This window comes from Cupriavidus sp. YAF13, assembly GCF_052113425.1.
Lineage (GTDB): Bacteria > Pseudomonadota > Gammaproteobacteria > Burkholderiales > Burkholderiaceae > Cupriavidus.
On sequence record NZ_JBFRDD010000042.1, the window covers coordinates 42,420 to 66,578 of the forward strand.

Annotated in this window: 23 protein-coding genes; 21 read left to right on the plus strand and 2 right to left on the minus strand. The window is 61.6% G+C overall.

Translation table 11 applies throughout. The features are described 5' to 3' along the window. Positions 1-31: 31 nt before the first annotated feature. The 17 genes from AB4061_RS28550 (at position 32) to AB4061_RS28630 (ending at position 18,521) form a co-directional block, all read left to right on the plus strand. Positions 32-517: an Hcp family type VI secretion system effector gene (locus AB4061_RS28550; protein ID WP_043344077.1), complete on the plus strand. Its 486-nt coding sequence runs from the start codon at positions 32-34 to the stop codon at positions 515-517. A gap of 75 nt (positions 518-592) precedes the next feature. Further along, entirely contained in the window at positions 593-1,192 is a 600-nt protein-coding gene (locus tag AB4061_RS28555; protein WP_441639609.1) for a T6SS effector amidase Tae4 family protein, read from the plus strand. Positions 1,193-1,202: 10 nt separating this feature from the next. Next, positions 1,203-3,671 (plus strand): type VI secretion system Vgr family protein, encoded by a 2,469-nt coding sequence (locus tag AB4061_RS28560; protein WP_441639610.1) that lies wholly within the window; start codon positions 1,203-1,205, stop codon positions 3,669-3,671. Positions 3,672-3,679: 8 nt separating this feature from the next. After that, a complete protein-coding gene (locus AB4061_RS28565; protein ID WP_441639611.1) occupies positions 3,680-4,540 on the plus strand; it encodes a DUF4123 domain-containing protein in 861 nt (286 codons plus the stop codon). Then, positions 4,537-5,976, plus strand: a complete 1,440-nt coding sequence (locus AB4061_RS28570) for a T6SS effector BTH_I2691 family protein (RefSeq protein WP_441639612.1) — start codon at positions 4,537-4,539, stop codon at positions 5,974-5,976. The genes AB4061_RS28565 and AB4061_RS28570 overlap by 4 nt, the downstream gene beginning before the upstream one ends. Beyond that, positions 5,969-7,123, plus strand: a complete 1,155-nt coding sequence (locus AB4061_RS28575; protein ID WP_441639613.1) for a hypothetical protein — start codon at positions 5,969-5,971, stop codon at positions 7,121-7,123. The genes AB4061_RS28570 and AB4061_RS28575 overlap by 8 nt, the downstream gene beginning before the upstream one ends. 5 nt (positions 7,124-7,128) lie before the next feature. After that, positions 7,129-8,076: a DUF6708 domain-containing protein gene (locus AB4061_RS28580; RefSeq protein ID WP_441639614.1), complete on the plus strand. Its 948-nt coding sequence runs from the start codon at positions 7,129-7,131 to the stop codon at positions 8,074-8,076. Further along, positions 8,073-8,432, plus strand: a complete 360-nt coding sequence (locus AB4061_RS28585; RefSeq protein WP_441639615.1) for a hypothetical protein — start codon at positions 8,073-8,075, stop codon at positions 8,430-8,432. Before AB4061_RS28580 ends, AB4061_RS28585 begins: the two co-directional genes overlap by 4 nt. 5 nt (positions 8,433-8,437) lie before the next feature. Continuing rightward, on the plus strand, positions 8,438-9,385 hold the full coding sequence (locus AB4061_RS28590) for a DUF6708 domain-containing protein (protein ID WP_441639616.1): 948 nt from the start codon (positions 8,438-8,440) through the stop codon (positions 9,383-9,385). Then, positions 9,360-9,518: a hypothetical protein gene (locus tag AB4061_RS28595; RefSeq protein WP_441639617.1), complete on the plus strand. Its 159-nt coding sequence runs from the start codon at positions 9,360-9,362 to the stop codon at positions 9,516-9,518. Before AB4061_RS28590 ends, AB4061_RS28595 begins: the two co-directional genes overlap by 26 nt. A 6-nt stretch (positions 9,519-9,524) precedes the next feature. Continuing rightward, the gene (locus AB4061_RS28600; RefSeq protein ID WP_441639618.1) at positions 9,525-10,472 is read left to right on the plus strand and encodes a DUF6708 domain-containing protein; all 948 of its coding nucleotides are present in this window, start codon (positions 9,525-9,527) and stop codon (positions 10,470-10,472) included. A gap of 85 nt (positions 10,473-10,557) precedes the next feature. Continuing rightward, positions 10,558-10,839, plus strand: coding sequence for a PAAR domain-containing protein (locus AB4061_RS28605; protein ID WP_441639619.1), 282 nt, complete (start codon positions 10,558-10,560; stop codon positions 10,837-10,839). A gap of 2 nt (positions 10,840-10,841) precedes the next feature. Continuing rightward, entirely contained in the window at positions 10,842-11,342 is a 501-nt protein-coding gene (gene tssJ / locus AB4061_RS28610) for a type VI secretion system lipoprotein TssJ (RefSeq protein WP_441639620.1), read from the plus strand. Positions 11,343-11,346: 4 nt separating this feature from the next. Beyond that, positions 11,347-12,690, plus strand: coding sequence for a type VI secretion system baseplate subunit TssK (tssK, locus tag AB4061_RS28615; RefSeq protein WP_441639621.1), 1,344 nt, complete (start codon positions 11,347-11,349; stop codon positions 12,688-12,690). A 14-nt stretch (positions 12,691-12,704) separates the two neighbouring features. Next, a complete protein-coding gene (tssL, locus tag AB4061_RS28620; RefSeq protein WP_441639622.1) occupies positions 12,705-13,955 on the plus strand; it encodes a type VI secretion system protein TssL, long form in 1,251 nt (416 codons plus the stop codon). 13 nt (positions 13,956-13,968) lie between these two features. Further along, positions 13,969-17,793, plus strand: a complete 3,825-nt coding sequence (gene tssM, locus AB4061_RS28625) for a type VI secretion system membrane subunit TssM (RefSeq protein WP_441639623.1) — start codon at positions 13,969-13,971, stop codon at positions 17,791-17,793. Continuing rightward, positions 17,790-18,521 (plus strand): TagF domain-containing protein, encoded by a 732-nt coding sequence (locus AB4061_RS28630; RefSeq protein WP_441639624.1) that lies wholly within the window; start codon positions 17,790-17,792, stop codon positions 18,519-18,521. Before tssM ends, AB4061_RS28630 begins: the two co-directional genes overlap by 4 nt. Positions 18,522-18,623: 102 nt before the next feature. Here AB4061_RS28630 and AB4061_RS28635 read toward each other — a convergent pair whose 3' ends face one another. Continuing rightward, positions 18,624-19,541 (minus strand): LysR family transcriptional regulator, encoded by a 918-nt coding sequence (locus AB4061_RS28635; protein WP_174427085.1) that lies wholly within the window; start codon positions 19,539-19,541, stop codon positions 18,624-18,626. Between the two features lie 166 nt (positions 19,542-19,707). On the opposite strand from AB4061_RS28635, the gene AB4061_RS28640 reads away from it, so the two are divergent. The 4 genes from AB4061_RS28640 (at position 19,708) to AB4061_RS28655 (ending at position 23,157) form a co-directional block, all read left to right on the plus strand. Further along, the gene (locus AB4061_RS28640) at positions 19,708-20,664 is read left to right on the plus strand and encodes an alpha/beta fold hydrolase (RefSeq protein ID WP_441639625.1); all 957 of its coding nucleotides are present in this window, start codon (positions 19,708-19,710) and stop codon (positions 20,662-20,664) included. Positions 20,665-20,700: 36 nt separating this feature from the next. After that, positions 20,701-21,684: a glutathione S-transferase family protein gene (locus AB4061_RS28645; RefSeq protein ID WP_441639626.1), complete on the plus strand. Its 984-nt coding sequence runs from the start codon at positions 20,701-20,703 to the stop codon at positions 21,682-21,684. Between the two features lie 60 nt (positions 21,685-21,744). Next, positions 21,745-22,779 (plus strand): alpha/beta fold hydrolase, encoded by a 1,035-nt coding sequence (locus AB4061_RS28650; RefSeq protein WP_441639627.1) that lies wholly within the window; start codon positions 21,745-21,747, stop codon positions 22,777-22,779. A gap of 183 nt (positions 22,780-22,962) precedes the next feature. Beyond that, complete coding sequence (locus AB4061_RS28655) at positions 22,963-23,157, plus strand: hypothetical protein (RefSeq protein ID WP_441639628.1); 195 nt, start codon at positions 22,963-22,965, stop codon at positions 23,155-23,157. A gap of 39 nt (positions 23,158-23,196) precedes the next feature. On the opposite strand, the gene AB4061_RS28660 is transcribed toward AB4061_RS28655, so the two are convergent. Then, on the minus strand, positions 23,197-24,075 hold the full coding sequence (locus tag AB4061_RS28660; RefSeq protein WP_441639629.1) for a lipid A biosynthesis lauroyl acyltransferase: 879 nt from the start codon (positions 24,073-24,075) through the stop codon (positions 23,197-23,199). Between the last annotated feature and the right edge of the window lie 84 nt (positions 24,076-24,159).

Consider the following 24,159-nt stretch of genomic DNA (forward strand, 5'->3'; position numbering starts at 1 on the left):
AGTACCTGTCTTAACGTGAAGGAGTTTTGCAATGGCACAGGACATTTTCCTGAAGATCAACGGCATCGACGGCGAGTCGCAGGACACCTCGCACAAGAACGAAATCGAAGTGCTGGCCTGGGACTGGAGCATCGAGCAGCAGTCCACCATGCACGCGGGTAGTGGTGGCGGCGCCGGCAAGGCGACCGTGTCGGACCTGTCCTTCGACCACTTCATCGATCGCGCTTCGCCCAACCTGATGAAGTACTGCCTGACCGGCAAGCACATCAACGAAGCGGTGCTGGTCGTGCGCAAGGCCGGCGGCAATCCGCTCGAATACCTGAAGCTCACCATGACGGACGTGGTCGTTACCAAGGTGAGCCCGAAGGGTTCGGTGGATGACGAGTTGCGCATGCGCGAGAAGGTCTCCCTGTCGTTCTCCAAGATCAAGCAGGAGTACGTGGTGCAGAACGCCCAGGGCGGCAGCGGCGGCGCCGTGACCGCGGGCTACGACATCAAGGGCAACAAGGAAGCCTGATTGTCATGACCGTGCCCGCCGGCCACGCTTGACGTAGCCGGCGGGATCGCTGACCTGATCTGACCACCAACGGACATGGCTCTCTCACTGCGCTTCGATGACCTCTGGCATGCCTATCCGAAGCCCGGGTTCGGTGATGACGCTGCCCAGCGCCGGTCCCGGCTGGCTTTGTTCCGCCAGATTGGCTGGGAAAGCCGCGTTGACGATCCGGCCTGTGAGAACGCCTGCGCGATCCGAATGAGCCTTGCGTTGATTGAGTGCGGCGTCCATGTGGACGGCAACGATCCGATTCTGGTCGGTCGCTACAAGGGCATGAAGATCGAGACCAGCCGGGCACGCCTGGCCGAGCAGCTTAGCGGCCCGGCCTACCTGGGGGCGCCCCGCCAGATGGATATCCCCAACCTTGAGGGTCTGGTGACATGGACCGAGCAGGGGATCATTTCCTTTGACGAGACACCCGGCTGCGACGGCGGGCACATTGACTTGCTGCGAAACGCCTGGCTGGCCTCGGCGTTCGAATCGCATGACCTGAACCCTGTGTTGGAAGCTTCGACGCGTGGCATGACGTGGCGTGGCAACAAGCTCGGCTACGAGGACATGGGCTACGCCGACATGGCCGATGCGGATAGCAGCTGCGGGTTCCGCTCAACGCTTTACTTCTGGCCACTGGCCTGAGAGATGACTCATGCGCACGCGAAATGACGTGGAGAACCTCATTGCAAGACGGCGCCGGACAGTCAGCGTCTCCAGTGCAGCCATCCCCGATCTGCTCGGGCAACCGCAGCTGGAATTTGTGCGGCTCTCCGGCCATGAAGGTTTGAGCGAACTGTTTACCTACAAGGTGGATCTGCGGCCGGTCTCGCCAGCGGCCGAGCAGTTCCTCGCCGAGGCAGACCCCGATGACATGATCGGGCGCGAGATGACGGTGACGATCGAGCTCGATGGCATGGGCACGGGCCTGCTGGGCGGCATTGGTGCCGGGCATCGGGAGATCACCGGTGTCATCTCGGAGATCGAACAGGTTGGCGGCGCTGCGGAGAATCGTCTGTACCGGTTCACGCTGCGACCCTGGTTGTGGCTCGCCACACAGACTTCGGATTTCAAGCCCTTCCAGAAGAAGACAGTCATCGAGATCCTGGATGAGGTCCTGGCGGACTATCCGTTCTCGGTGGAGAAGCGTCTTGACGTCTCGATCTACCCCAAGCTGGTCTGGGAAGTGCAGCTCGGGGAAACCGATGCCCATTTCATCCAGCGCCTGACCGAAGAATATGGCATCACGTACTTCTTTGAGCATGACGGCGGGCACCATCGGCTGATCCTGGCTGCCGAAACGGGAGCGTATCGCAATTTCCCCAGTGAGGCCTATCACACGCTGCCCATCTATCCGCATGGATTCAAGGTGGATCAGGAACATCTGGTGCGCTTCGATCCGGTCAACCGCTTGCGCACGGGCAAGGTCACGCTGAATGACTATGACTTCCGCAAGCCGCGGGCGGACCTGACCACCGACAACAGCCAACCGCGCGAGACCGGCTTCGCTGACTTCGAGCGGTACGAGTACCCGGGCGACTATGTCGAGCCGGCGGTAGGCGACATGCGGGCGAGGATTCGCATGGAGGAGCGCCGTACCCGGGGCCGGCGCGTGCGCGGTGTCGGTGCCTTGCGTGGCGTGGCGCCGGGCTGCACCTACATGGTGAGCAATCACGGCAATCCCGCGTTGAACCGGGAGTTCCTCGTGACCAGCACGACGTTCGACCTGGAGGACGTCGGCGGCGAGTCCGGCAGCCGGCAGCGGTTTGCCTGCCGCGTGGCTTTTGAAGGCCATCCCACCGACGAAGTCTTCCGTCCGCCGCGTACGGTCGGCAAGCCGCGCGTCGCCGGCCTGCAGCGGGCGGTCGTGACCGGGCCGAAGAACCAGGAAATCTGGTGCAATGAGCACGGGAGCGTGAACATTCAGTTTGAATGGGACCGCTATGGGCAGCACGACGAGAACTCTTCACCGTGGATTCGTGTCGTCAACGGCTGGTCCGGCGATCAGTTTGGCGCGATGCATATTCCGCGTATCGGCCAGGAGGTCATTGTTGCCTTCCTCAACGGCGATCCGGATTGCCCGCTGATCGTCGGGCGGGTGCCGAACCAGTTCAATATGTCGCCGTGGGCACTGCCGGGGCAGCACGCGCTGTCGGGGATTCGAAGCAAGGAGTTGTTTGGAGAGCGTCACAATCACCTGTTGATGGACGATACGAAGGACCAGATACAGAGTCAGCTCTCATCGGATCATCGGCTCTCCCAACTCAACCTGGGTTATCTGACGAGCGTACCCGATCACGCCGGTCGCAAGGACCGCCGAGGAGAAGGCGCAGAGCTGCGGACCGACGGCCATATGGCGCTCCGATCAGGCGCGGGGACATTGGTCTCCAGTGAACTGCGTACGCACGGACAAGGTGCCGCGCTAGACCTGTCCGAGGCAATGGATCGCCTGCGCGGAGCGCTTTCGCTTGCGGAGCAGCTTCAGCAAGCTTCCGTCCAGGCTCAGGCGCAGCACGATGAGCAAGATGGTGTTGCCAAGGCGATTGCGCGCCAGAACGATGCGATCAAAGGAGACGAAAGCCCGTCCGGTATGCTGGCAGAGCCTCACATTGTTGTCGCCAGCGCGGCGGGTATCGTTGCTACAGCCACTACCGATACCCACTTGCACAGTACCAGGCACGCAACGATCACAACGGGAGAGCATCTGTCTCTGAACACCGGGAAGGGATTCTTCGCGAGTGTTCGCGGCATGTTCTCATTGTGCGCACATCTGCTAGGCGTCCGGCTGTTCGCTGCAAAGGGGCCGATCACCTTGCAAGCGCAGAACGATGTCATGCAGTTCTTTGCGAAGCTTGGCATCGACATCATCAGCACCGACGACAACATCCGCATTCTGGCCAAGAAGGAACTGCTGATCGGCGGCGGTAGCAGTCATACACGCTACAACGACGGCGGAATCACGCACCTCACGCGCGGAACAAATACCGCCCATGCCGCGGGGCATAGCTTCACCGGCCCTTCGACAGAGACCGTGGCGTGGCCAAAGCTGGCCAAGAGCTCAGTCTGTGAGTTCGGGATGCGCGACGCCGCAAGTAGTGGACAGGCCGTTGTGGCTGTGAGCTGAAGCAGATCATGATTCTCGAATACCTGGATAAGCATGACTGTCTGTTGCTCGACCCGCTGAACCTGGATAGCGACAGTGACTTGCATGGCCTGCCTCACAGCTCACTGGTGCTGGAACCGATGGGCGAGCAGAGGCACCTGTTTCCATGGCTGATAGATCTGCGAGGTCTGAGCGATGCGCAACGCAAGGCGCTGGCAGACCGCCATAGCTATGAGGCGTCGTCGGGTGTGGCACCCGCGATATCTGGCCTGATCTCAACCAGCGCGACATTCGATGAGACCCACAGCCATCTTGGTCGCAGACTCCTCCTTCTTGTTGAAGGAGAACCGAAGGCGCTGTTCCGCTACTACGATCCGAGAGTGTTTCAGCATCTGTTGCGCATTCTCGGGCCTCGCAAACAACGCTCACTCTACGGACCGATCACGAAATGGACTTACTGCTCCCTCGGCAAGGGATGGGTGACCGAAGCCGCTCCGCAAATCGATGACGAACGCAGTGAGACCTTCTCAAGGGAAGAAGCCTTGGCGTTGGGCCGCATCGTTCTTGTGAATGCCGTTCACGACGAGCTGGCGCGTGCCGGCGGCTTCACGGCATCTATGGACGCTATGCGCAGGATCGATGTCCTGCTGCAGCGTGGACAGGACCGGCACAAGCTTGATGGCATCGACTTGATTGCGTACGCGCAGCACAGCATGACAATCCATCCCGATCTGGAAGCCCATCCCGAGGTGGACGACCTGATCAAACGAAGTGCTGACGAACGTGGACTGTTTGCCGCGATGGCGAACCAATGGGACTTTGAAAAGCGCGCGCAGATCTCGAGCCATCTCGGCCTGCGCAATCCGGCATCGGACAGGGGATATCAATGAAGGGCTGTAAGTTCTGCGACAAGAGCGGACTGGCGATCTATCCGGTGCGCTACGGCATTGCGCCGGAGACGAGCAAGGTACCAGAGCCGACCGGGCCGTTTGCACAATGGATCACCGCGGTGCCGGTGGCACCCGCGAAGTACGTGCTGCGCCGCCTGCGAGCCAGCTATCTGTACTGTTGGAATGAAGCGGACAAGGCGCAGCCATTGAAGGGCTATATGGTGCTTCCTGAGGGGTATCTGTATGAATTTGACCCCAAGAAGCCCGCGCCATCCGCCGAGGAGGCGAAGTTCAATTGCGGGCAGGCGGGGCACGCCGCTATCGCCATGTGTGTCACGGTTCCACGCGCGGAGCAGGCGACCAAAGTCTGGCTAGGGGTCTCGGACACCGAGTGGACGGCGGCCACCATCGAGCGGCACCGCGATGCCGCATACCGCGACAAGCACATGCGTGTGCTTGACGTGCAGAAATGGTTGACCACGCAGAATCACCAGCACGCCGAGAGGATCGCGCAACTGGACAAGCAGGTCGCCGACTTCTATCTGACCAATCGTACCAAGCCAGCATCCTTTGACTTTGCGCCGTGGCCCTGGCACCCGGTCAATGATCAGTACGCAGCGTTGTGCGAAAGGACGGCCGCGCTTGAAGGCGTGAGGCCGGCGCAGAGCAAAGCCTTGTTCCTTGCCCTGCCAGACCCGGCTGGCATTGCCCAGGAGCTCTCCTTCCTGATGCAGTACGAACTGCAGCGCTTCAACAGCCGACCCGACTGGGCTCGTGAGGTGACGGTCAATGCCGCCATCCTGGGCATGAAGGATGCGGTCGAGCATAGCGCGGAGCTTGCAGAGCTGACCGCTGCGGAGAATCTGAAGGCACAGGCATACGGCAACGAAGGCGGTGCGATGGCGCTGGAAAACGCCATTGACTACGTCCGCGGGACCAAGCTTGCCCAACGCCATGTCGAGCGAATCGAAAAGGGATACGAGGTCACCGCCGAAGACCTGAAGAAGGTAAAGGACCAGGCGTGGGGACCCTACCTTGGCAAATACAACGAGCCGGCGCGCGCCAGTTTTGACAAGCGCTACAAGGAAGAGCTGGGGAAATTCGACCAGCGCATGATCCTGCCGCTGGCCAAGGCACATGCAGCCTGGTTGAAAAGTAGCCGAACGACGCATTACTTCACCTGCAACTTCGATACCGCGGATCTGGCCAGCGGCTTCGACTACGAAAGCGTCCTGACCCGGATGATCATGGGTACGGAGGACAAGCAACCGTGCAGCCTGCTCTATCAGGAATGGCTGGACGGCGACATCTCCGACCCGAAGAATCACCTGCTGCGCGCCCTGGGCATCAATAGCGACTCCCTCATCAACAAGCTGAAGGAGGGGGTTGCCGGCACTGGATCTGGCAGCGCTGCCCTGGGACAGCCTGATGGATAGCTATAAGCGTCTGGCGGAGGGGGCGGAGAAACTGTTTGGCCAGACGATGGAACAAAAGGCAAGCGCCGACAATCTGGCGCGCCTGGTCATGTACATCGCCGGCTCCGGCGCCGCGTTTCTGGGTCGCGGACTGGACAAGGCTGCAGGCAAGTCATGGATGACCCTGGTTGCAACGGTTGGCGTGCGCATCGGCAAGCCGATCGTGGTGGTCAATGTGGTGGGCACCAAGAAGAAGTTCCGCGAACAGCTTCTGCGGAGCATGCTGCGCCTGCAATCCGGTGCCGGAGGCAAGCCAGCCTATTCCGATAACCAGATCAAGAAGGCTGTGGCAGACGAGATGCGCCTGCTGCAGATCAAGGGCGAAGTACAGGAGGGAACCTTCAAGGGCCGGTTCCTGGTGGTGGTGGAGGGGGCGCATCTCGAGCGCATGCCGGCAGGTCTCAAACCGGAGGAGCAGGCAAGGTGGGCGGCAAAGTCCATACGCACGCTGGAGCAGTACGAGAGCAGCCTGGCCGCGCGCTTCCGGTCGACCATTACCAGCAGCATACGCCTGGGTGCGGTCATGGCACTGATCCAAGTCGCAGGCTTGTCGAAGGCCATCGGTGATGAAGAGAAGGCGTCTGGATGGGAAAAGTCGGAGAAGGGCTGGCGGATGCGCGCGGCGGGTGCAGCGCTTGCAGCGACGATCTGCGACGTTACGGAGAAGGTTCTGGAAAAGACGCCTTGGGGAAGGACGCCGCTTGGGCGGTTGCTGCGTATGCAGCCATTTGCGAACATCACTTGGATCGGCTTGGCTGGGCGTGTTTTTGGCGGGGGCGCGGCGGCGATTGTGGCTGTCTGGGACAGCGTCAACGCGATCGAGCAGTATCGCCAGGACAATTACGGTTTGGCCGTGCTCTATGGCCTCTCCGCGGGAATTGGGTTTTTCCTTGCCTTCGCTGCATTCTGGTCATTGTCTGGACCATTTGTCATCTTGGCGCTGATTGCGTTCTTCGCTCTGCAAGTGATTATCGGAATGGTGGTCGACAACAAGCTGCAAGAGTGGCTAAAGCGTTGCGTTTGGGGGAAATTCCAAGGCGAGAAACCCGATGAGGCTTTCAAGACAGGTCATCAGGAAATGCAGGAACTGCAGCAAGCATTAGGATAAAAAATATGACAATGGACTATACCGGGTACTCGCCAAAGTACAAGATAAACCGGACTCTGACCGAGCAGGAGCGCGAGGATCGGCTATTTCAGAAACGAAAGACGATGGTGAGCAAGAGCGAGGACGTGCGGGATTGGGATGCGCTGATCAGATTGAACTCGACATTCATCGAGGTGGTGGACAAATTCTATGCCTGGAAGGGATTCTCTTTTGCTTTCGTTTCTGTAATAGGTTGTGGATGGCTCGCAATGGTCACAGGTATGACGTTGCACGGATTGTTCGTGAAGGTGCACGAAGTCCCGGATAAGGTTGGAGAATTAATAGCATTCCTTGTTGCTATGTGGATTCTATCCATTGCACTTCTTACATTCCTAGGCTGGCTTGGTCACTTCGAGGCCTTTACCTTTACGCACTGGCCCGTGCGCTTGAATAGACACAATCGCATGGTTTACGTTTTCCGCCGCAAAAGCGCCGGGGGAATGCTGGCACTCAAATGGGATGACATCTATTTCTGTATGGGGCCTGGCCAGCCTTATGCAGGGCGGCCTTCGCTAGTCTGGGATATTCGCGGCCATGTGCTTGCGCCGGACAAGAAGACGGTACTCGATACCTTCTCGATGGGGATTCACTGCAGCAAGGACCTGCTGCCCACTCACTGGGAATACTTGCGCCGCTATATGGAAGAGGGCCCGCAGAGCATTCCGATGCCGCGCCGCTACCTGCCGATTGCGGAGAAGCGCGAGTCTTTCCTGTTTGCTGCCAAGGTGGCCTTCAGCAACTTCAGCTATGGCTATGCCTTCCTGCTGTTTGGCACGCCGTTCGCACTGATTACGTTGTTGGGGCGTTTGCTTTGCATGCCGACGAACAAGGTGCCGGTTTGGCCATGGGAGGTGGAGGAGGCGTGCCGGATCGAGCCTGGCGACCCGTATGAGCAGCGCGTTTCAGGAGAGTGAAAAATCAGAAGTGGGTCGATTTCGAGCCGAGGCAGCCAGGGCCGGCAGATAGTCGCGAGTTGAACGGTACTTGTGCGTGGGACCGATTCCAGCAATGCGCCACTGGTCTGGAGGTTCCCTATCGCATCGGTGGCTACCTGGGGTTCGCCGCGCYGTTTGCTTGGTCAGAATCATTTTTCATCCTGGCGCTGGTGGCCTTCTTCGCGCTGCAAGTGGTCATTGCACTGGTGGTCAATAGCCTGCTGCAGGAGTGGCTCGGGCGTTGTGTATGGGCGAAATTCCAAGGCGAGAAATCTGATGAGTCTTTCAAGGCCGGTCATCAGGAAATGCAGGAACTGCAGCAAGCATTAGGATAAAAAATATGACAATGGACTATACCGGTAACACGCCAAAGTACAAGATAGACCGGACTCTGACCGAGCAGGAGCGCGAGGACCGGCTATTTCAGAAACGAAAGACGATGGTGAACAAGAGCGAGGACGTACAGGATTGGGATGCGCTGATCAGATTGAACTCGACCTTCATCGAGGTGGTGGACAAATTCTACGCCTGGAAGGGGATCCTTTTTGCTTTCGTTTTTGTAATAGGTTGCGGATGGAGCGTAATGATCATATGGATGACGTGGTACGGATTGTTCGTGATGATCGACGAAATCCAGGATAGGGTTTGGGAATTAATATCATGCCTTGTTGCTATGTGGATTATATCCATTGCACTTCTTACATTCCTAGGCTGGCTTGGTCACTTCGAGGCCTTTACCTTTACGCACTGGCCCGTGCGATTGAATAGACGCAACCGCATGGTTTACGTTTTCCGCCGCAAAAGCGCCGGAGGAATGCTGGCACTCAAATGGGATGACATCTATTTCTGCATGGGGCCTGGCCAGCCTTATGCAGGGCGGCCTCCGCTAGTCTGGGATATTCGCGGCCATGTGCTGGCGCCGGACAAGAAGACGGTGCTCGATACCTTCTCGATGGGGCTTCACTGCACCAAGGACCTGCTGCCTGCTCACTGGGAATACTTGCGCCGCTATATGGAAGAAGGACCGCAGAGCATTCCGATGCCGCGCCGGTACCGGCCGATTGCGGAGAAGCGCGAGTCTTTCCTGTTTGCTGCCAAGGTGGCCTTCAGCAACTTCAGCCATGGCTATGCGTTCCTGCTGTTTGGCACGCCGTTCGCACTGATTACCTTGTTTGGGCGTTTGCTTTGCATGCCGACGAACAAGGTGCCGGTTTGGCCGGGGGAAGTGGAGGAGGCGTGCCGGATCGAGCCTGGCGATCCGTATGAGCAGCGCGTTTCAGGAGAGTGAAATTCAGGCACAGGTGGTCGATAGCAAGCTTCAGGAGTGGCTCAAGCGCTACGTTTGGGGAGAGTTCCAAAGCGAGAACCCAAACGAAGCCTTCAAGACCGGTCCTCAGGAAATGCAACAAGCATTGGAATAAAAACGTATGTCAATGGACTATACCGGGCAGACGCCAAAGTACAAGATAAACCGGCCACTAACGGAGCAGGAGCGCAAAGACCGGCTATCTCAGAAGCAGCCAGCAAGGGTGAGAAAGAGCGAAGACATACAAGATTGGGATGCGCTAATCAGGTTGAACTCGACATTCATAGAGGTGGTCGATAAGTTCTACGCTTGGAAGGGAATTATGTTTGCTTTTGCATTCATATTTTTTTCTGGTGCGATGCTGTTGACAATAGCAATAAGTCGACTCACATTGTTTGAACAACTTGCTGCATTTCCTGATGAGAGTGAGAAAATCATTCTCGGAGCAGTAGCAACATGGATAATAGCTATTCCATTTATTGTATTTACCGCTTGGGCGGCTCACTTCGAAGCCTTCACCTTTACACACTGGCCCGTGCGCTTGAATAGACACAACCGCATGGTTTACGTTTTCCGCCGCAAAAGTGCCGGAGGAATGCTGGCACTCAAATGGGATGACATCTATTTCTGTATGGGGCCTGGCCAGCCTTATGCAGGGCGGCCTCCGCTAGTCTGGGATATTCGCGGCCACGTGCTGGCGCCAGACAAGAAGACGGTGCTCGATACCTTCTCGGTGGGGATTCACTGCACCAAGGACCTGCTGCCTGCTCACTGGGAATACTTGCGCCGCTATATGGAAGAGGGCCCGCAGAGTATTCCGATGCCGCGCCGGTACCTGCCGATTGCGGAGAAGCGCGAGTCTTTCCTGTTTGCTGCCAAGGTGGCCTTCAGCAACTTCAGCTATGGCTATGCGTTCCTGCTGTTTGGCACGCCGTTCGCACTGATTACCTTGTTGGGGCGTTTGCTTTGCATGCCGACGAACAAGGTGCCGGTTTGGCCGGGGGAGGTGGAGGAGGCGTGCCGGATCGAGCCTGGCGACCCGTATGCGCAGCGCGTTTCAGGAGAGTGAAAAATCAGAAGTGGGTCGATTTCGAACTGAGGCAGGAAATGCCGGCAGATACCGCGACCGGCTTAGGTCATTTTGGAGTGAGAACATGAACTTGCCAATTATCACTGTGGGTGACACTACCACGCACGGCGGACGCGTCATTACGGGTTCCGCATCTCATCTCTTGCAAGGCCGGCCTATCGCCAGGCAGGGAGACCTGGTTGATTGCCCAGCGCACTACTCGGACGGGCGTCCACACGGTGTCAACGCCATCACCGAAGGAGACCCGGCCTTTCTCGTGGAAGGGCGGCCAGTTGCGCTGCACGGACATCGCTGCGAATGCGGTTGCGAGCTGATCGGCTCGCAGCTTGCCGACGTCGGAGGCTGAGCATGCGTCAGTTGTACCGCTTTTGGCCGATGGCGATTGCCTTGCTTGCTGGTTGCGCGGCCAGTCCTGTGCAGAATGAACAGATGAAGCTGGTTCTCCGTGCGGAAGCCAAGCCAACTGTCAATCCAGATGCAAGGGGGCGGGCGAGTCCTGTTCTGGTGCGCATGTATGAGCTGAAGTCCGATGGGACATTCGCAAACGCAGACTACTTCACGCTGCAAAGCTCAGACAAGACGCTGCTTCTTGAAGACCTCCTCTCTCGTGACGAGTTCATCCTTCGGCCGAACGAAACCCGCGATTTCGAAAGAAAGCTGAATCCGGCAACCACGGCACTGGGCTTTCTTGTTGGTTACAACGATCTTGGGAAGGCTACCTGGCGAACGGTCTACAAGCTGCCGCCAGCACCGGAAGCCGCGTGGTACAGGGCGGTAGTGCCGGCACGCAAGATCAAGCTGCAGGTGTTGCTTGATCAGTTGACCATCAACATTACAAAAATCGAGTGATTCAATGAGTTGGTATAACAAAGTCGTCTGGAGCGAAGGCCTCTTTTTGCGTCCACAGCTGTTCCAACAGCAAGAGCGCTATCTTGAGCATTACGCCCATAAGCGTAGCGCGGCGCTTGGCCCGTTCTTCTGGGGTTTCAACCAGGTTGACATCGATACCGAAGCGCTCGCGGTAGGGAAGCTCGTTGTCTCCGCTGCCGCCGGCATCTTTCCGGACGGTACGCCATTCGATGCGCCGGGGCAGGTTTCATCGCCAGCGCCGTTGGCGCTTCGGCATGAGCATGTCGGCCAGATGGTCTGTCTGGCCGTGCCGATCCGCACGCCGAACGCACAGGAGACCGACTTTGACGATGCCGCAGATTCGTTGGCGCGATTCCGGACATTTGAGGAAGATCTGCTCGACGCCAACTCGATCTCGCAGGGTCCGAAGCTGATCCAGCTGGCCGACCTGCGCCTGCGCTTGCTCACGGAGAAGGAGTTGACCAGCGCCTGGCTCGGCATGCCGCTGGCACGAGTCAGCGAGGTTCGTGCCGATGGTAGCGCCAGGCTTGACGGGACATTGATTCCACCGGTCAGCACCTTTGCTGCCAGCCCATTGCTGTACAGCTGGCTCACCGAAATTCACGGCCTGCTGCGCATGCGTGCTACTGCCATGGCCGAGCGCCTTTGCGCCGCGAGTATGCGGGGCGGGGATGCAGCGGAAGTCAGCGAGTATCTGATTCTGCAGCTGCTGAACCGTTATGAGCCAATTCTAACGCATCTGCTGGCTGCCAAGGCTGCCTCGCCGGAACTTCTCTATGTCCATTTGGCAGCGCTGTCTGGTGAGCTATCGACATTCGTGCGCACGCACAGCCGTCGACCTGTGGCGCATGCCGCTTACCGACACGATGCCCCACATAGTTGCCTGAAGCCGTTGTTCGACGACCTGCGCTTCCTGCTCAATGTGGTTCTTGAGCGTGCCGCCCAGAGGATTCAGCTTGAACTTCAGCCGCACGGCATCCGGCTGGCTGTGCTGGACCCTGCGGAGATCCAGCGCTTCACGACATTCGTGCTGGCTGTCGCGGCGCGAATGCCTGTGGATACGCTGCAGCAGCAATTTCCGGCTCAGGCAAAGGCGGGCCCGTCCGAGCGCCTGGTCGACTTGATACGGTCTCATTTGCCGGGGATTCCACTCCAGGCGCTTCCGGTACCGCCGCGGCAGATTCCGTTCAATGCGGGCTATGTCTATTTCGAGCTTGCCCGAGAGAATCCTCTCTGGAAGCAAGTTGAGAAATTTGGTGGGCTGGCGCTACATGTTGCCGGCGATTTTCCCGATCTGCAGGTTGACCTTTGGGGAGTTCGTAGCTGATGACTGCAAGGAACATGCACAATCCGGACGCATCGACGGAGTCAGGGGCCGGGCCTTACCAGGATGCTTCCGGCATCGGCATCGGCATCGGCATCGGCATCGAAAACGCCAAGTTCGCCCCTGAGAAGGGGGCTGCGCTAGCGGGCGGAAGGTCCCTCTTGCTAGACGCTGCCCGCCCGCTTCTGCGAGCACTTGCCGATGTCCCGGAGGGGTTGGACGAGGAGGATGTGCCACGGCTCCAGGCCCTGTTGACACGTGAAGTGCAACGCTTTCAAAGTTTGTGCGAAAGGGCCAATCTGCGCCGCGAGCATATCCTGGCAGCGAGCTATGCCTTGTGCACGGCGCTGGACGAGGCTGCACAGAAGCAGGCATGGGGCATACACAGTTGGCCGCAGCAAGGGTTGCTTGTCAGCTTGCACGGGGACACCGAGGGCGGCACCAAATGCTTTCATCTGCTCGGTCGGCTGGTGAACAGTCCCCACGAACATATGCCGGTCATTGAGGTGTTCTATCACGTTCTATCGCTGGGATTCGAAGGGCACTATGTCGGGCAGACCGATGGTCACCGGCAATTGGACGCGATCCGCCAGCGCCTCTTCCACCTGATCAGTGGCGCACGCGAGAGCGTGCCGCGCGAGCTTTCGCCCAACTGGCGTGGCGTGGACGCAGGACGACTCAGCGTGCTACGCACGGTGCCGGTATGGGTCACGGCGTTGGTGCTGGCCCTTGCGGTCTTTGGCTTGTTCGCCTGGTACAAATACCATCTGTTGCTCCGCACGCACGATCTCGAGCAGCAGATCCTCGCCATCGGCAAGACAATGCCGCCGGAGCCGCCCAAGGCGCTGCGCCTTGCCGAGTTGCTCAAGGACGAGATCGCCCGTGGGGTCGTCAGCGTGCAGGAGGACGCCACGCGCAGCGCTGTCACCTTCCGTGGCGACGACATGTTCGGCGGCGGGCGGGCCGAGGTAAGCGGCAAGATCTTGCCGCTGCTGGACAAGGTCGCGGGGGAGATCAACAAGGTCTCCGGCAAGGTGACCGTAATCGGCCACAGCGACAACGCACCCATCAAGACGGCCAGGTTCCCCTCGAATCAGGCGTTGTCCGAGGAGCGTGCCGCGACCGTGACGGAGTACCTGGCCAGCAAGGGCGTGGCCAAGGGGCGCCTCGAAGCCATTGGCAAGGGCGATATCGAGCCACTTACCGACAACAAGACGCCAGCCGCCCGAGCGAAGAATCGCCGGGTTGAGATCGTCGTCACGCAGTAATCGGGGTCAAGGCATGGATTTTCTGAAACGTATCGGGGCGGTGCTGTGTTCCCGGCAGATGCTCGCACTCATCGGCGTGCTCGTGGTCGCGGCAGCCATCTGGTTTATCGGACCGCTGCTTGGATTCAATGGCACGCATCCGCTGGCGGGCCTAGGCGCGCGCGCCACGGTCATCGTGCTGTTGCTGGCGCTGGCGCTTTTCTGGCTGCTTGGCTGGCCGGTCTCCACCATCGGGGGCGTCGCGCTGTGCCTGCTGATCTGGCACGCGGGGCCGTTGCTTGCCGTTGGGACCAGCCATCCGCTGGCGCCGGGTTCGGTCCGCATCCTGCTGATCTCGGCGATCGTCCTCGTGTTCGTTGCGTATCTGCTGTACCTGCTTTGGCAGCGTGCACGTACGAATGAGACATTGGTCACGAGCCTGCTGAACTTTGGCGGGAAGCGCGAGGAGGTGGTCGCCGGGGATGAAGTGGCGGCGCTGAACACCGCCATCCAGACTGCGCTGCGCCAGCTGAAGGGCATGCGCGCCGGCAGCCGGATCGGTCGACTGTTCGAGGGACGGCGCTACCTCTACGAACTGCCGTGGTACATGATGGTCGGTGTGCCAAGGGCTGGCAAGACGACAGCCTTGTTGAACGCCGGGCTGCAATTCCCCATTGCCGAGCAAATGAGCGCGGCGGCTCGCGCACGGCAAGACACCGAGCAGACGAACTGGTGGTTCACCAACGAGGCGGTCCTGATCGACACGGCAGGCCGCTACACGGCGCAGGTGTCGGGTTCGGCGATCGAGCTGGCCGAATGGAAGGGCTTTCTTGGCCTGCTGCGAAGACACCGTGCCCGCGCCCCGATCAACGGTGCGCTGGTGACGATCAGCGTGGCGGACCTGCTTCGGCATTCCGCTGAGGAGCGGGTTGCCGAAGCGGCCAGGATTCGGGCGCGCCTGGCCGAACTGCGTGAGGAACTGGGCATCCAGTTCCCCATCTACGTGCTGGTGACCAAGCTCGATCAGCTTGCCGGCTTCACGGACTACTTCCAATGCCTGACCAGCGAGGGGCGGGCCCAGCCCTTGGGGTTCACCTTGCCGGTTGCGGGCAAGCGGTGGCTGCGACAGCCGGCTGTTGATGCCGCTGCGCAGTGCCGCAAGGAGATGCAGTCATTGGTGACGCGGTTGAAGGCGGGGCTGGAGGGCCGACTGTCCGAGGAGTTCGATCTGGGCCGGCGCAAGGCGCTCTACGCCTTGGAGGATGAACTCGGGAGCCTGACGGAACCGCTTGTCGCGATGCTGGAGCTGATGTTCCTGGACTCGCGGTACGACGACACCGAGCGCAATGCCATGCTGCGCGGCGTGTATTTCACCAGTGCCGCGCAAACAGAGGGGGAAGTGGTCGCAGATGCAAGCACCGTCTTCCGGGAACTGCGTGGCATTGGAAAGGCAGGCGCCCAAGCTGCTGGCGCCACCGCAGACAAGGCCACCGGCAACCGCAGCTACTTCCTGCAGGATGTTCTCCAGCGCATCATCGTGCCCGAGGCGAACCTGGTGAAGCCGAACCTGCGCTGGGAATTCCGCTTCCGCCTGCTGCGCGTGCTCGGCCACGCGCTGCTATTGGTGATCTTCCTGTGGCTGGTCGGGGCGCTCCATAACAGCTTCGGCCATAACGATAGCTATCACGACGTGGTCCAGGAGAAAGCCAAGGGGCTGGCAGCGACGGTGACGGCGTTCTACAAGAAGCCGCAGCCGGATACGATGCCCGAGGTGCTGGCTACGGCCCGCGACCTGCCCGCCTACACTGGCCTGAATCTGGCGGATCCGTCCGTCGACTGGCGGTATGGCCTCTACAGCGTGCCGCCGCTGCTGGGCGCTGCGACCCAGACCCATACGAGATTGCAGGACAACCTGCTGGTGCCATACCTGGTACGCCGGGTCGAATCCGTGCTGTCCACCGCCGTTGGCCAGCGTGACGCCAAGCAGACCTACGATACGCTGCGGGTCTACCTGATGCTCCACGACAAGGACAAGTTCAACGCGTCCGACGTGCGTAGCTGGCTGCAAAGCGACTGGGCAGTCGGCAACGGGGCGGACGCCTTCGGCGGCCGGGTGGCAGTGATCGGGCACCTGGACAGCCTGCTGGACGGCAGCCGTGCGGTGCAGTCGCCTTATGCCAGGAACGAGGCGCTGATCCGCTCGGCGCGGGAGTTTCTGGATGGAAATACTTCCGTCGAACGCCTCTACGACCGCGCCAAGGCGGCGATGATGGAGGAGGCGCCGCAGGATTTCACGCTGGTGCGCGCGGTCGGGCCGCAGGCTGGCACGGTCTTCACCCGAGCCAGTRGTGAGCCGCTGGAGCGGGGCATCCCTGGGCTCTTCACCTACGCCGGCTACCACGACCTGTTCAATGCGCGCCTGCCGGAATTCGTCGGCAAGGCACAGGCGGTTGACAGCTGGGTCATGGGAAGGGGCACGGGGCTCGGCGCTCAAAAAAAAACGCTTGAGAGCGCCGCGGGCAAGCTGACCGGCAACGATCCCCTGACGCGCGAGATTCGACGCCTGTACCTGAGCGAGTATGCACGGCACTGGGAGGAATTCCTGGGCGATATCCGGACGGTGACCGGCAACAACCTGGCCTTTGACCTGGAGATCCTGCGCAATTTCGCCGCGCCGGACTCCCCRCTGGCCCGGCTGGGCCGGGCAGCGGTGCAGGAAACCACGCTGAGCCGTCCGGTGGATCCCGAGGACAAGTCCCTGGCGGAGAAGGCGCTGTCCGCGCTGGACAAGAAATCCGACAAGGTCAACGCACTGACCGCCCGCGCCGAGGCTCGCCAGGAGCGCGAGGTGGTCGATAACCGCTTCGCCGCGCTGCGCGAAGTGGTGACTGGCCAGGCCGATGCCGCCAACCCGGGCGCGCAGGCTGCCGCCGGGAAGCCGCAACTGGATGCGATAGCCGGCATGGTTAACGCCTATTACACCAGTTTGGTAGTGGCCAACAATGCGCTGAACACCCGGAACCTGCCGCCCCCGTCAGATGCCGGGGCGCAATTGCGCATGGAGGCGGCCAAGCTGCCGGCGCCCTTCAAGGCGGTGCTGGCCGATCTGGTAGTGCAGGGCACCCGGGATGTCAACAAGGGCGTCGGCGACATCCTGATCGCCCAGATGGATGCTGTGATCGGCGAAAGTTGCCGCAGTGCCGTCGACGGCAAGTATCCGTTCACGCCGACGTCGATGCAGGACGTGGATCCCGATGATCTTGCACGCGTCTTTGCTACTGGCGGTGTGCTGGACGACTTCTTCCAGAAGGTACTGGCTCCACACGTGGATACCACTATCTCGCCGTGGCGCTACAAGTTGACCGCGCCCGACGTGCCACCGGTGGCCGGCCCGAGCCTGGTGCCGTTCCAGCGCGCCAAGGAGATCCGGGAGGTGTTCTTCCGTGATCCGGGCGCAAAGAAGATGGCCTGGAAGGTCGACCTGAAGGTCATAGAGCTCGATCCCGAAATCGTCGAGCTGAACATGGATTTCGATGGGCAGAGCCAGCGCTACGTGCACGGCCCGGTGATCCCGCTCAAGGTGACCTGGCCAGGCCCGCGCGGCGGGCAGGGTGCCGAAATCACCGCCAGCCCGCGCATCCGCCCCGACACCTCGACGTTGACCGCCAACGGCCCGTGGGCCCTGATGCGCGTGATTGCCAAGGGTAAGCTGGCCGGCTCGGCGACAGCCAGCCACTTCATGGCCGAGTATGACTTTGACGGCCGCAAGGCGAAGCTCGACATCAACACCGGCAGTCTCGCGAATCCATGGACCACCGCCCTGCTGCAGGGCTTCCAGTGTCCGGGGAGGTCGGGGTGATTACGGCACCGTCGATTTTCGGCAAGCTGCCAGCGCAAGGGGACTTTGTTCGCCACAATGCGCCCCTGGCCCAGGTGGCGATGTGGCGGAACTGGTTCGACCCCGGGCAGGCCGAAGCCCCGGTCCGGGCGCCAGCGCTTTCCATCGTCGGCCATGCGCCGCATTGGTTGCATCTGACGCCACCCAGCCTCCTGGGCCAAGCCCGATTGCGCGCGGCTGAGCCGTGTCATTTCATCCTGCGCACGCGCGGCCTGAAGTTCCCCAGCGAGGGCGGCTACCTGATTGGTGTCATGGCCGCGTCCCGAGACCGGGTGGGGCGCCGCTACCCGCTGGTGGTATGGCAGAGCGTCAGCGCCCAATGGGCCGGGCAGCTCCTCGGCGCACCGGCGCACTGGCTCACCGATCTGGTGCAGTTGGTGCATGACTACACCCGCCTGCCGGACCGAACGGGCTTGGCCGCGGCAGTCGATGCCTTGTGGGCCAACCATCGACCCGGCTGGCGGGATCGCATCCAGGTGTCGTTCAAGCGCCTGGCCGGCGCACGGAATCAGGCCGCCTCAGGGAATTTGCTCAGCGACAGCTTCACTGGGCCCGAAGCCATCCGTGACGACTGGCCACCGCACCTGTTGCGCAGTGGCAGCCTTGGCAGCGTCTGGCAGGCCGGTACTGGCCGCGCCATTGAAATCGACGGCGTCCCGGCCATTCGCCACATTGTGGCCGGGCTTTAATTTCATTCCCCGACCGGGGGCATCGGCAGCGGTATGAATCGGCCCGCAGCAGCGGCACCTTGTTGATCTTGCCTATCCCGCTGGCGGCCAGTTCGGGCCCGCTCACGCAAACAGATCCATGCCCTGCACCAGGCGCTTCGCCAGCCGCGGCTGCCGAAACTGGTCCAGCCACCATTCCAGCGCGCGGCCCTCATGGTCGCCTCGCCACGCCACATACAGCGTATTGGGCTCGCGCGGATCGGCCGTGCGCTTTTCCACCAGTTCCCCTCGCTTGAGCAGCGAAGCCACGCGGTGCCGCGGTAGCCAGCCGACGCCCAGCCCCTCGCGCTGCGCCAGGATCTTGGCGCGCATGCTCGGCACGGCCAGCGAGGCTTGTCCGCCCACCAGGCCGTAGGCCCGCCCTGCGGTACCGCGCGATGAATCGGCTACGGCCACGCCCCGGTGCGCCGAGATGCGCTGGCGCGTGAGCGGCTCGGCTACGCTGGCAAGCGGGTGGCGCGGCGCCACGGCAAAGACCCATTCGACCACGCCGAGTTCGAACCAGCGCAGGCCGGGAATGGCCGGCGGCTCGTTGGTTGCGCCGACGATCACATCGGCGCGGCCGTCACGCAGCGCTTCCCAGGTGCCGCTGAGGACTTCATGGGTCAGGCGCAGCGCCACGCCGGATTTGAGCGCGTCGAAGCTGCGGATCACCGGCATCAGCAATTCGAACTCGAGCACTTCATCCGTGACGATCCACAGACGATCCTCCCAGCCGCTCGCCACCTGCCGCACGCGCTGGGTCATGCGCGATACGTCTTGCATCAGCCGTGCGGCCTCTTCGGCCAGCAGGTGGCCGGCAGGGGTGAGTTGCAGGCGGTAGCGGCGGCGGTCGAACAGCAGCGCGTCAAAGCGGCCTTCGAGCTGCCGCGCGGCATGGGAGACAGTCGATGGCGCCTTGCCCAGGCGCGCCGCCGCGCGCGAGAGGCTGCCACTATCCCGGATGGCTTCCAGCAAGGCCAGTTCGTCTTCTGACAACATGTTCAACTCCGTCGAACGAGTTCATCGGGAAAATCGTACGGCAAAACCCATGTGCCGGCGCAATATTCGTCACAGTGCTTCACCCGATTCCCGAAACCCCTTTGTTTGCAAGCGCCGTCGGCCAGGAGAGTGCGTCCAGCCATGGCACAGTCACCGGAGAAAAGTCATGACCCTCATGCATCGCATCGCAAGGCTCGCCGGCGCCGCATTGCTGGTGTTCGGCGCGCTCGCTGCGCCGCGCGCCGAAGCCGCTGCCGCCGCCGCCGTCGTCTCTCATACGATCAAGGCGAACGGCGTCGCCTTGCACTACCTGCAAACCGGGCGCGGCAGCGCCACGCCGGTCGTGCTACTGCACGGCTACGCGGAATCCAGCCATATGTGGTTGCCGCTGATGGCCAGGCTTGGCGACAAGCGTACCGTGATCGCGCCGGACCTGCGCGGCGCGGGCGACTCGGCCATGACTGAGTCGGGCTACGAGAAAAAGAACATGGCGCAGGACATTCACGCCATGGTCCAGGCTCTTGGCTATCGCAAGATCAACATCGTCGGCCACGATATCGGCCTGATGGTCGCCTACGCCTACGCGGCGCAGTACCCGGACGAAGTGGAGAGCATTACGCTGATGGATGCGTTCCTGCCCGGCGTGGGCGACTGGCAAAAGGTCTGGCTGCTGCGCGACAAGTGGCACTTCAACTTCTACGGAGACACGCCGGAAAAGCTGGTGAAGGGCCGCGAGCGTACCTACTTTGAACACTTCTGGAACGATTTCGCCGCCGACCCGAAGCACTCGGTGTCAGAGGCAAATCGCCGGATCTATGCTGCCAACTACGCCAGGCCGGGCCGGATGCGCGCGGGATTCGAGTTCTTCCGTGCGTTCCCGCAGGATGCCGAAGACTTCGCGGCGCTGGCAAAGCACCCGCTGCCGATGCCCATGCTGGTGCTCGCGGGCGAGAAGGCATCGGGCAGTTTCCTGATCGACCAGGCGCGCCTCGTCGCCACCCATGTGCAAGGCGTGATCGTCAAGGGCTCGGGGCACTGGCTGATGGAAGAAGCGCCAGGGCAGACCATTTCGGCTATCGTGCAGTTCATCGACGCGCCGTCGCAACCCGTTAGCGCCGACTGAAAACGCCTACCTCACCGCATCAAAAGGAGTATCGACATGGGACTGCTCGTCAACGGCAAATGGCAAGACCGCTGGTACGACACGGCATCCACCGGTGGCCGCTTCGTTCGCAAGGACGCTGCCTTTCGCAACTGGGTGACGCCCGATGGCGCCGCCGGCCGGAGCGGCGCCGGTGGCTTCAAGGCCGAGGCCGGGCGCTATCACCTGTACGTGAGCCTGGCCTGCCCGTGGGCGCACCGCACGCTGATCATGCGCACGCTCAAGGGGCTGGAAGAGATGATCAGCGTCTCCACGGTGCACTGGCTGATGCTCGGCGAGGGATGGACGTTCGCCGAGGGCGCAGGCGTGGTGCCGGACACGGTCAACGGTGCGCGGCTCCTGCACCAGGTCTACACTGGCGCCGATCCCGACTACACCGGGCGCGTCACCGTGCCCGTGCTGTGGGACAAGCAACGGGGAACCATCGTCAACAACGAGTCGTCGGAGATCATCCGCATGTTCAACACCGCCTTCGATGGCATTGGCGCCAAGGCGGGCGACTACTATCCGGCTGCGCTGCGCACGGAAATCGACGAGGTCAACGCACGGGTGTACGACACGCTCAACAACGGCGTCTACAAATCCGGCTTTGCCACCACGCAAGGCGCGTATGAAGAGGCGGTGACGCCGTTGTTCGATACGCTCGACTGGCTCGAGGCGCGGCTCGCCACGCGCCGCTTCCTGCTAGGCGACCAGCTCACCGAGGCCGACATCCGTCTGTTCACGACGCTGGTACGCTTTGACGCGGTTTATGTGGGGCACTTCAAGTGCAACCTGCGGCGCATCGCGGATTATCCGAACCTGTCTGGCTTCACGCGCGACATCTACCAGCTGCCGGGGATCGCGGCGACGGTCAATTTCGACCATATCAAGCGGCACTATTATGAAAGCCACCGCTCCATCAATCCGAGCGGCGTGGTGCCGGCGGGGCCGGTGCTGGACTTTGCCGCGCCGCCGGGGCGCGCGCGGCTGGCGGCGTAAGGCCATCGTCCGTTTTGTCCGTTTTGTCCGCTTTTTTGTTCGTTAGCCGAGACCACGCTCATGATGTTTCATCGCCAGTTCCTGCTTGCCTTGCTCACATCGGCGGCCGTTGCCACCACGCCCGTCGCGCTGGCTGCCGCCGACGACGGGCCCGCATATGGCCCCGAGCTGGAAGGCTTCGACTATCCGGCGCCGGTGCAGCAGTTCGCGTTCACCTCGCAAGGCGCGGCGATGCAGATGGCTTACATGGACATCAAGCCGGAGCGCGCCAACGGCCGCATCGCGGTCTTGCTGCATGGAAAGAACTTCTGCGCGGCGACCTGGGGGGACACCATCAAGGTGCTCAGCACGGCCGGGTATCGCGTCATTGCGCCGGACCAGATCGGTTTCTGCAAATCCAGCAAGCCGGCGCACTATCAGTACAGTTTCCAGCAACTGGCGCGCAACACCCACGCCTTGCTGGAATCCATCGGGATCCGGCAGGCGACGGTGATCGGGCATTCCACGGGCGGCATGCTGGCGATGCGCTATGCGCTGATGTACCCGCAACAGACGGAGCAACTGGCGCTTGTCAACCCGATCGGCCTGGAAGACTGGAAGGCGTTGGGCGTGCCTTCCCTGTCGGTGGATCAATGGTATGCCCGCGAGCTCACCACCAACGCCAACAAGATCCGCAGCTACGAACAGGCTACCTACTATGTCGGCACGTGGCGCCCCGAGTACGAACCTTGGGTGCAGATGCTGGCCGGCATGAACCGCGGCCCGGGCAAGCAGCAGGTGGCCTGGAACTCCGCGCTGATCTACGACATGATCTTCACGCAGCCGGTCGTATACGAGCTGGGCGCGCTGAAGACGCCAACCTTGCTGCTGATCGGCGACAAGGACACGACGGCCATCGCCAAGGACGCGGCACCGCCGGAGGTGCGCGCGAAGGTCGGCAACTATCCGGTGCTCGCGCAGCGCACCTTGAAGGCGCTGCCGAACGCCAGGCTGGTGGAGTTTCCCGAGTTGGGCCACGCGCCGCAGATGCAGGATCCCATCGCGTTCCACAAGGCGCTGCTGGATGGTCTGGCGGCGCTGCCGGCAAGCCGCTGATATCCGCGAGCGCAGCGCCAACCAAGGCGACGATTGCGGCACGCTCGCTGGAAGTGAATCACCGCCTGCGCGCCTTGCCGCCAAAGCGCTGCCAGGGTGCGCCGTGGTGCTACCATGCGCGCAGCTTGCTAGCCTGGGCATCAGGCCCGGGCGGCAGAGTTCGACTTTTGCAGGGGAATCTGGATGGATCCGACAGTAGTGATCAGCACCTTCGAGCGCATCGCCAACGACGACACGGTGGAGCTATCGGTGGACGATGCCGTGGCCGGCCTGGCCGCGCTGCTTGCCAGCGAGACGTTTTCCGACGCAGCGCGTGCGCTGCTGGAGACGGTGGGCGCCACGCTCTATCGCGTAGGCCTGGACGGCTACGAAGGCTGAAGGGGAAGTGGGCGGCGCGCGTGCGCCGCTCCAGGCATCTCAGTAGACAGGCGCCTCGCCCTCGGGGCGGTGCTTGAAGCGGCGATGCACCCAGTAGTATTGCTCCGGCATGGCGCGGACCTGCTGCTCCAGGAACGCGTTCATGCGCAGCGCATCGACCTTCTCGTCGCCGGAGGGGTAGCCCGCCAGCGCATCGAATATCTTCAGCTTGTAGCCGCGGTAGCCAGGCAGGACAGAGGTCGTGAAGGGCACGACACGCGCGCCGCTGAGCGCGGCGAGGCGCGACACCGAGGTGAGCGTGCAAGCGGGGACGTTGAAAAACGGCACGAATACCGAATCGCGCAAGCCAAAATCCATGTCCGCCGCGAGCATCAGCGGCGTGCCCGACTTGAGCGCGCGCAAGGCCTGGCGCACGCTGCCATTGCGCGGGATCATCTCCGTGCCGAACCTGCCGCGCTGCTGCTTGGCGAGTTGTTCCAGCAATGGGTTCGACATCTTCGAGTAGAGCGAGGCCACCGGATGCTTGATCGAGTAGAACATGCAGCCGGCCTCGATCGCCACGAAATGGAATCCCAGGAAGATGGTCGGGCCGGCCTCGGTGTTGCCTAGCTCAATGGCGGACTCCAGCTCGACCAGGTCATTCAGCTTGCCGGCACAGCCATACCATTGCACGCCGCGTTCCAGGTAGCTTCGAATCACGTGGCTGAAATGCGCCTGCCCCAGGGTGTGTCGATGCGCTTCGCTCTGGTCGGGAAAGCAAAGCCGCAGGTTGGTCTGCACGACACTGCGGCGCCGGCTTGGAATGCGATAGAGCAGGGCGCCCAGGCTCATGCCGATACGGGCGCACACGCTATAGGGCAAGGCGGCGAGCAAACGCAGCAGGCTGACGGTGAAAAATAGTCCGATACGCTGGATCATCCTGTTCCTGAAGGGTTGCCGCGTGGCGTGACGCGCGCCGCCGCGGCCGGGTGGCGCGGGCGTGCGGCGCTGTCTCGCGTGAAA

Bases quoted from the DNA above. Each gene is read 5' to 3' on its own strand.
- AB4061_RS28550 (WP_043344077.1), top strand. From the start codon at position 32: ATGGCACAGGACATTTTCCTGAAGATCAACGGCATCGACGGCGAGTCG.
- AB4061_RS28555 (WP_441639609.1), top strand. From the start codon at position 593: ATGGCTCTCTCACTGCGCTTCGATGACCTCTGGCATGCCTATCCGAAG.
- AB4061_RS28560 (WP_441639610.1), top strand. From the start codon at position 1,203: ATGCGCACGCGAAATGACGTGGAGAACCTCATTGCAAGACGGCGCCGG.
- AB4061_RS28565 (WP_441639611.1), top strand. From the start codon at position 3,680: ATGATTCTCGAATACCTGGATAAGCATGACTGTCTGTTGCTCGACCCG.
- AB4061_RS28570 (WP_441639612.1), top strand. From the start codon at position 4,537: ATGAAGGGCTGTAAGTTCTGCGACAAGAGCGGACTGGCGATCTATCCG.
- AB4061_RS28575 (WP_441639613.1), top strand. From the start codon at position 5,969: ATGGATAGCTATAAGCGTCTGGCGGAGGGGGCGGAGAAACTGTTTGGC.
- AB4061_RS28580 (WP_441639614.1), top strand. From the start codon at position 7,129: ATGACAATGGACTATACCGGGTACTCGCCAAAGTACAAGATAAACCGG.
- AB4061_RS28590 (WP_441639616.1), top strand. From the start codon at position 8,438: ATGACAATGGACTATACCGGTAACACGCCAAAGTACAAGATAGACCGG.
- AB4061_RS28595 (WP_441639617.1), top strand. From the start codon at position 9,360: ATGAGCAGCGCGTTTCAGGAGAGTGAAATTCAGGCACAGGTGGTCGAT.
- AB4061_RS28600 (WP_441639618.1), top strand. From the start codon at position 9,525: ATGTCAATGGACTATACCGGGCAGACGCCAAAGTACAAGATAAACCGG.
- AB4061_RS28605 (WP_441639619.1), top strand. From the start codon at position 10,558: ATGAACTTGCCAATTATCACTGTGGGTGACACTACCACGCACGGCGGA.
- tssJ (WP_441639620.1), top strand. From the start codon at position 10,842: ATGCGTCAGTTGTACCGCTTTTGGCCGATGGCGATTGCCTTGCTTGCT.
- tssK (WP_441639621.1), top strand. From the start codon at position 11,347: ATGAGTTGGTATAACAAAGTCGTCTGGAGCGAAGGCCTCTTTTTGCGT.
- tssL (WP_441639622.1), top strand. From the start codon at position 12,705: ATGCACAATCCGGACGCATCGACGGAGTCAGGGGCCGGGCCTTACCAG.
- AB4061_RS28635 (WP_174427085.1), bottom strand. From the start codon at position 19,541: ATGTTGTCAGAAGACGAACTGGCCTTGCTGGAAGCCATCCGGGATAGT.
- AB4061_RS28640 (WP_441639625.1), top strand. From the start codon at position 19,708: ATGACCCTCATGCATCGCATCGCAAGGCTCGCCGGCGCCGCATTGCTG.
- AB4061_RS28645 (WP_441639626.1), top strand. From the start codon at position 20,701: ATGGGACTGCTCGTCAACGGCAAATGGCAAGACCGCTGGTACGACACG.
- AB4061_RS28650 (WP_441639627.1), top strand. From the start codon at position 21,745: ATGATGTTTCATCGCCAGTTCCTGCTTGCCTTGCTCACATCGGCGGCC.
- AB4061_RS28655 (WP_441639628.1), top strand. From the start codon at position 22,963: ATGGATCCGACAGTAGTGATCAGCACCTTCGAGCGCATCGCCAACGAC.
- AB4061_RS28660 (WP_441639629.1), bottom strand. From the start codon at position 24,075: ATGATCCAGCGTATCGGACTATTTTTCACCGTCAGCCTGCTGCGTTTG.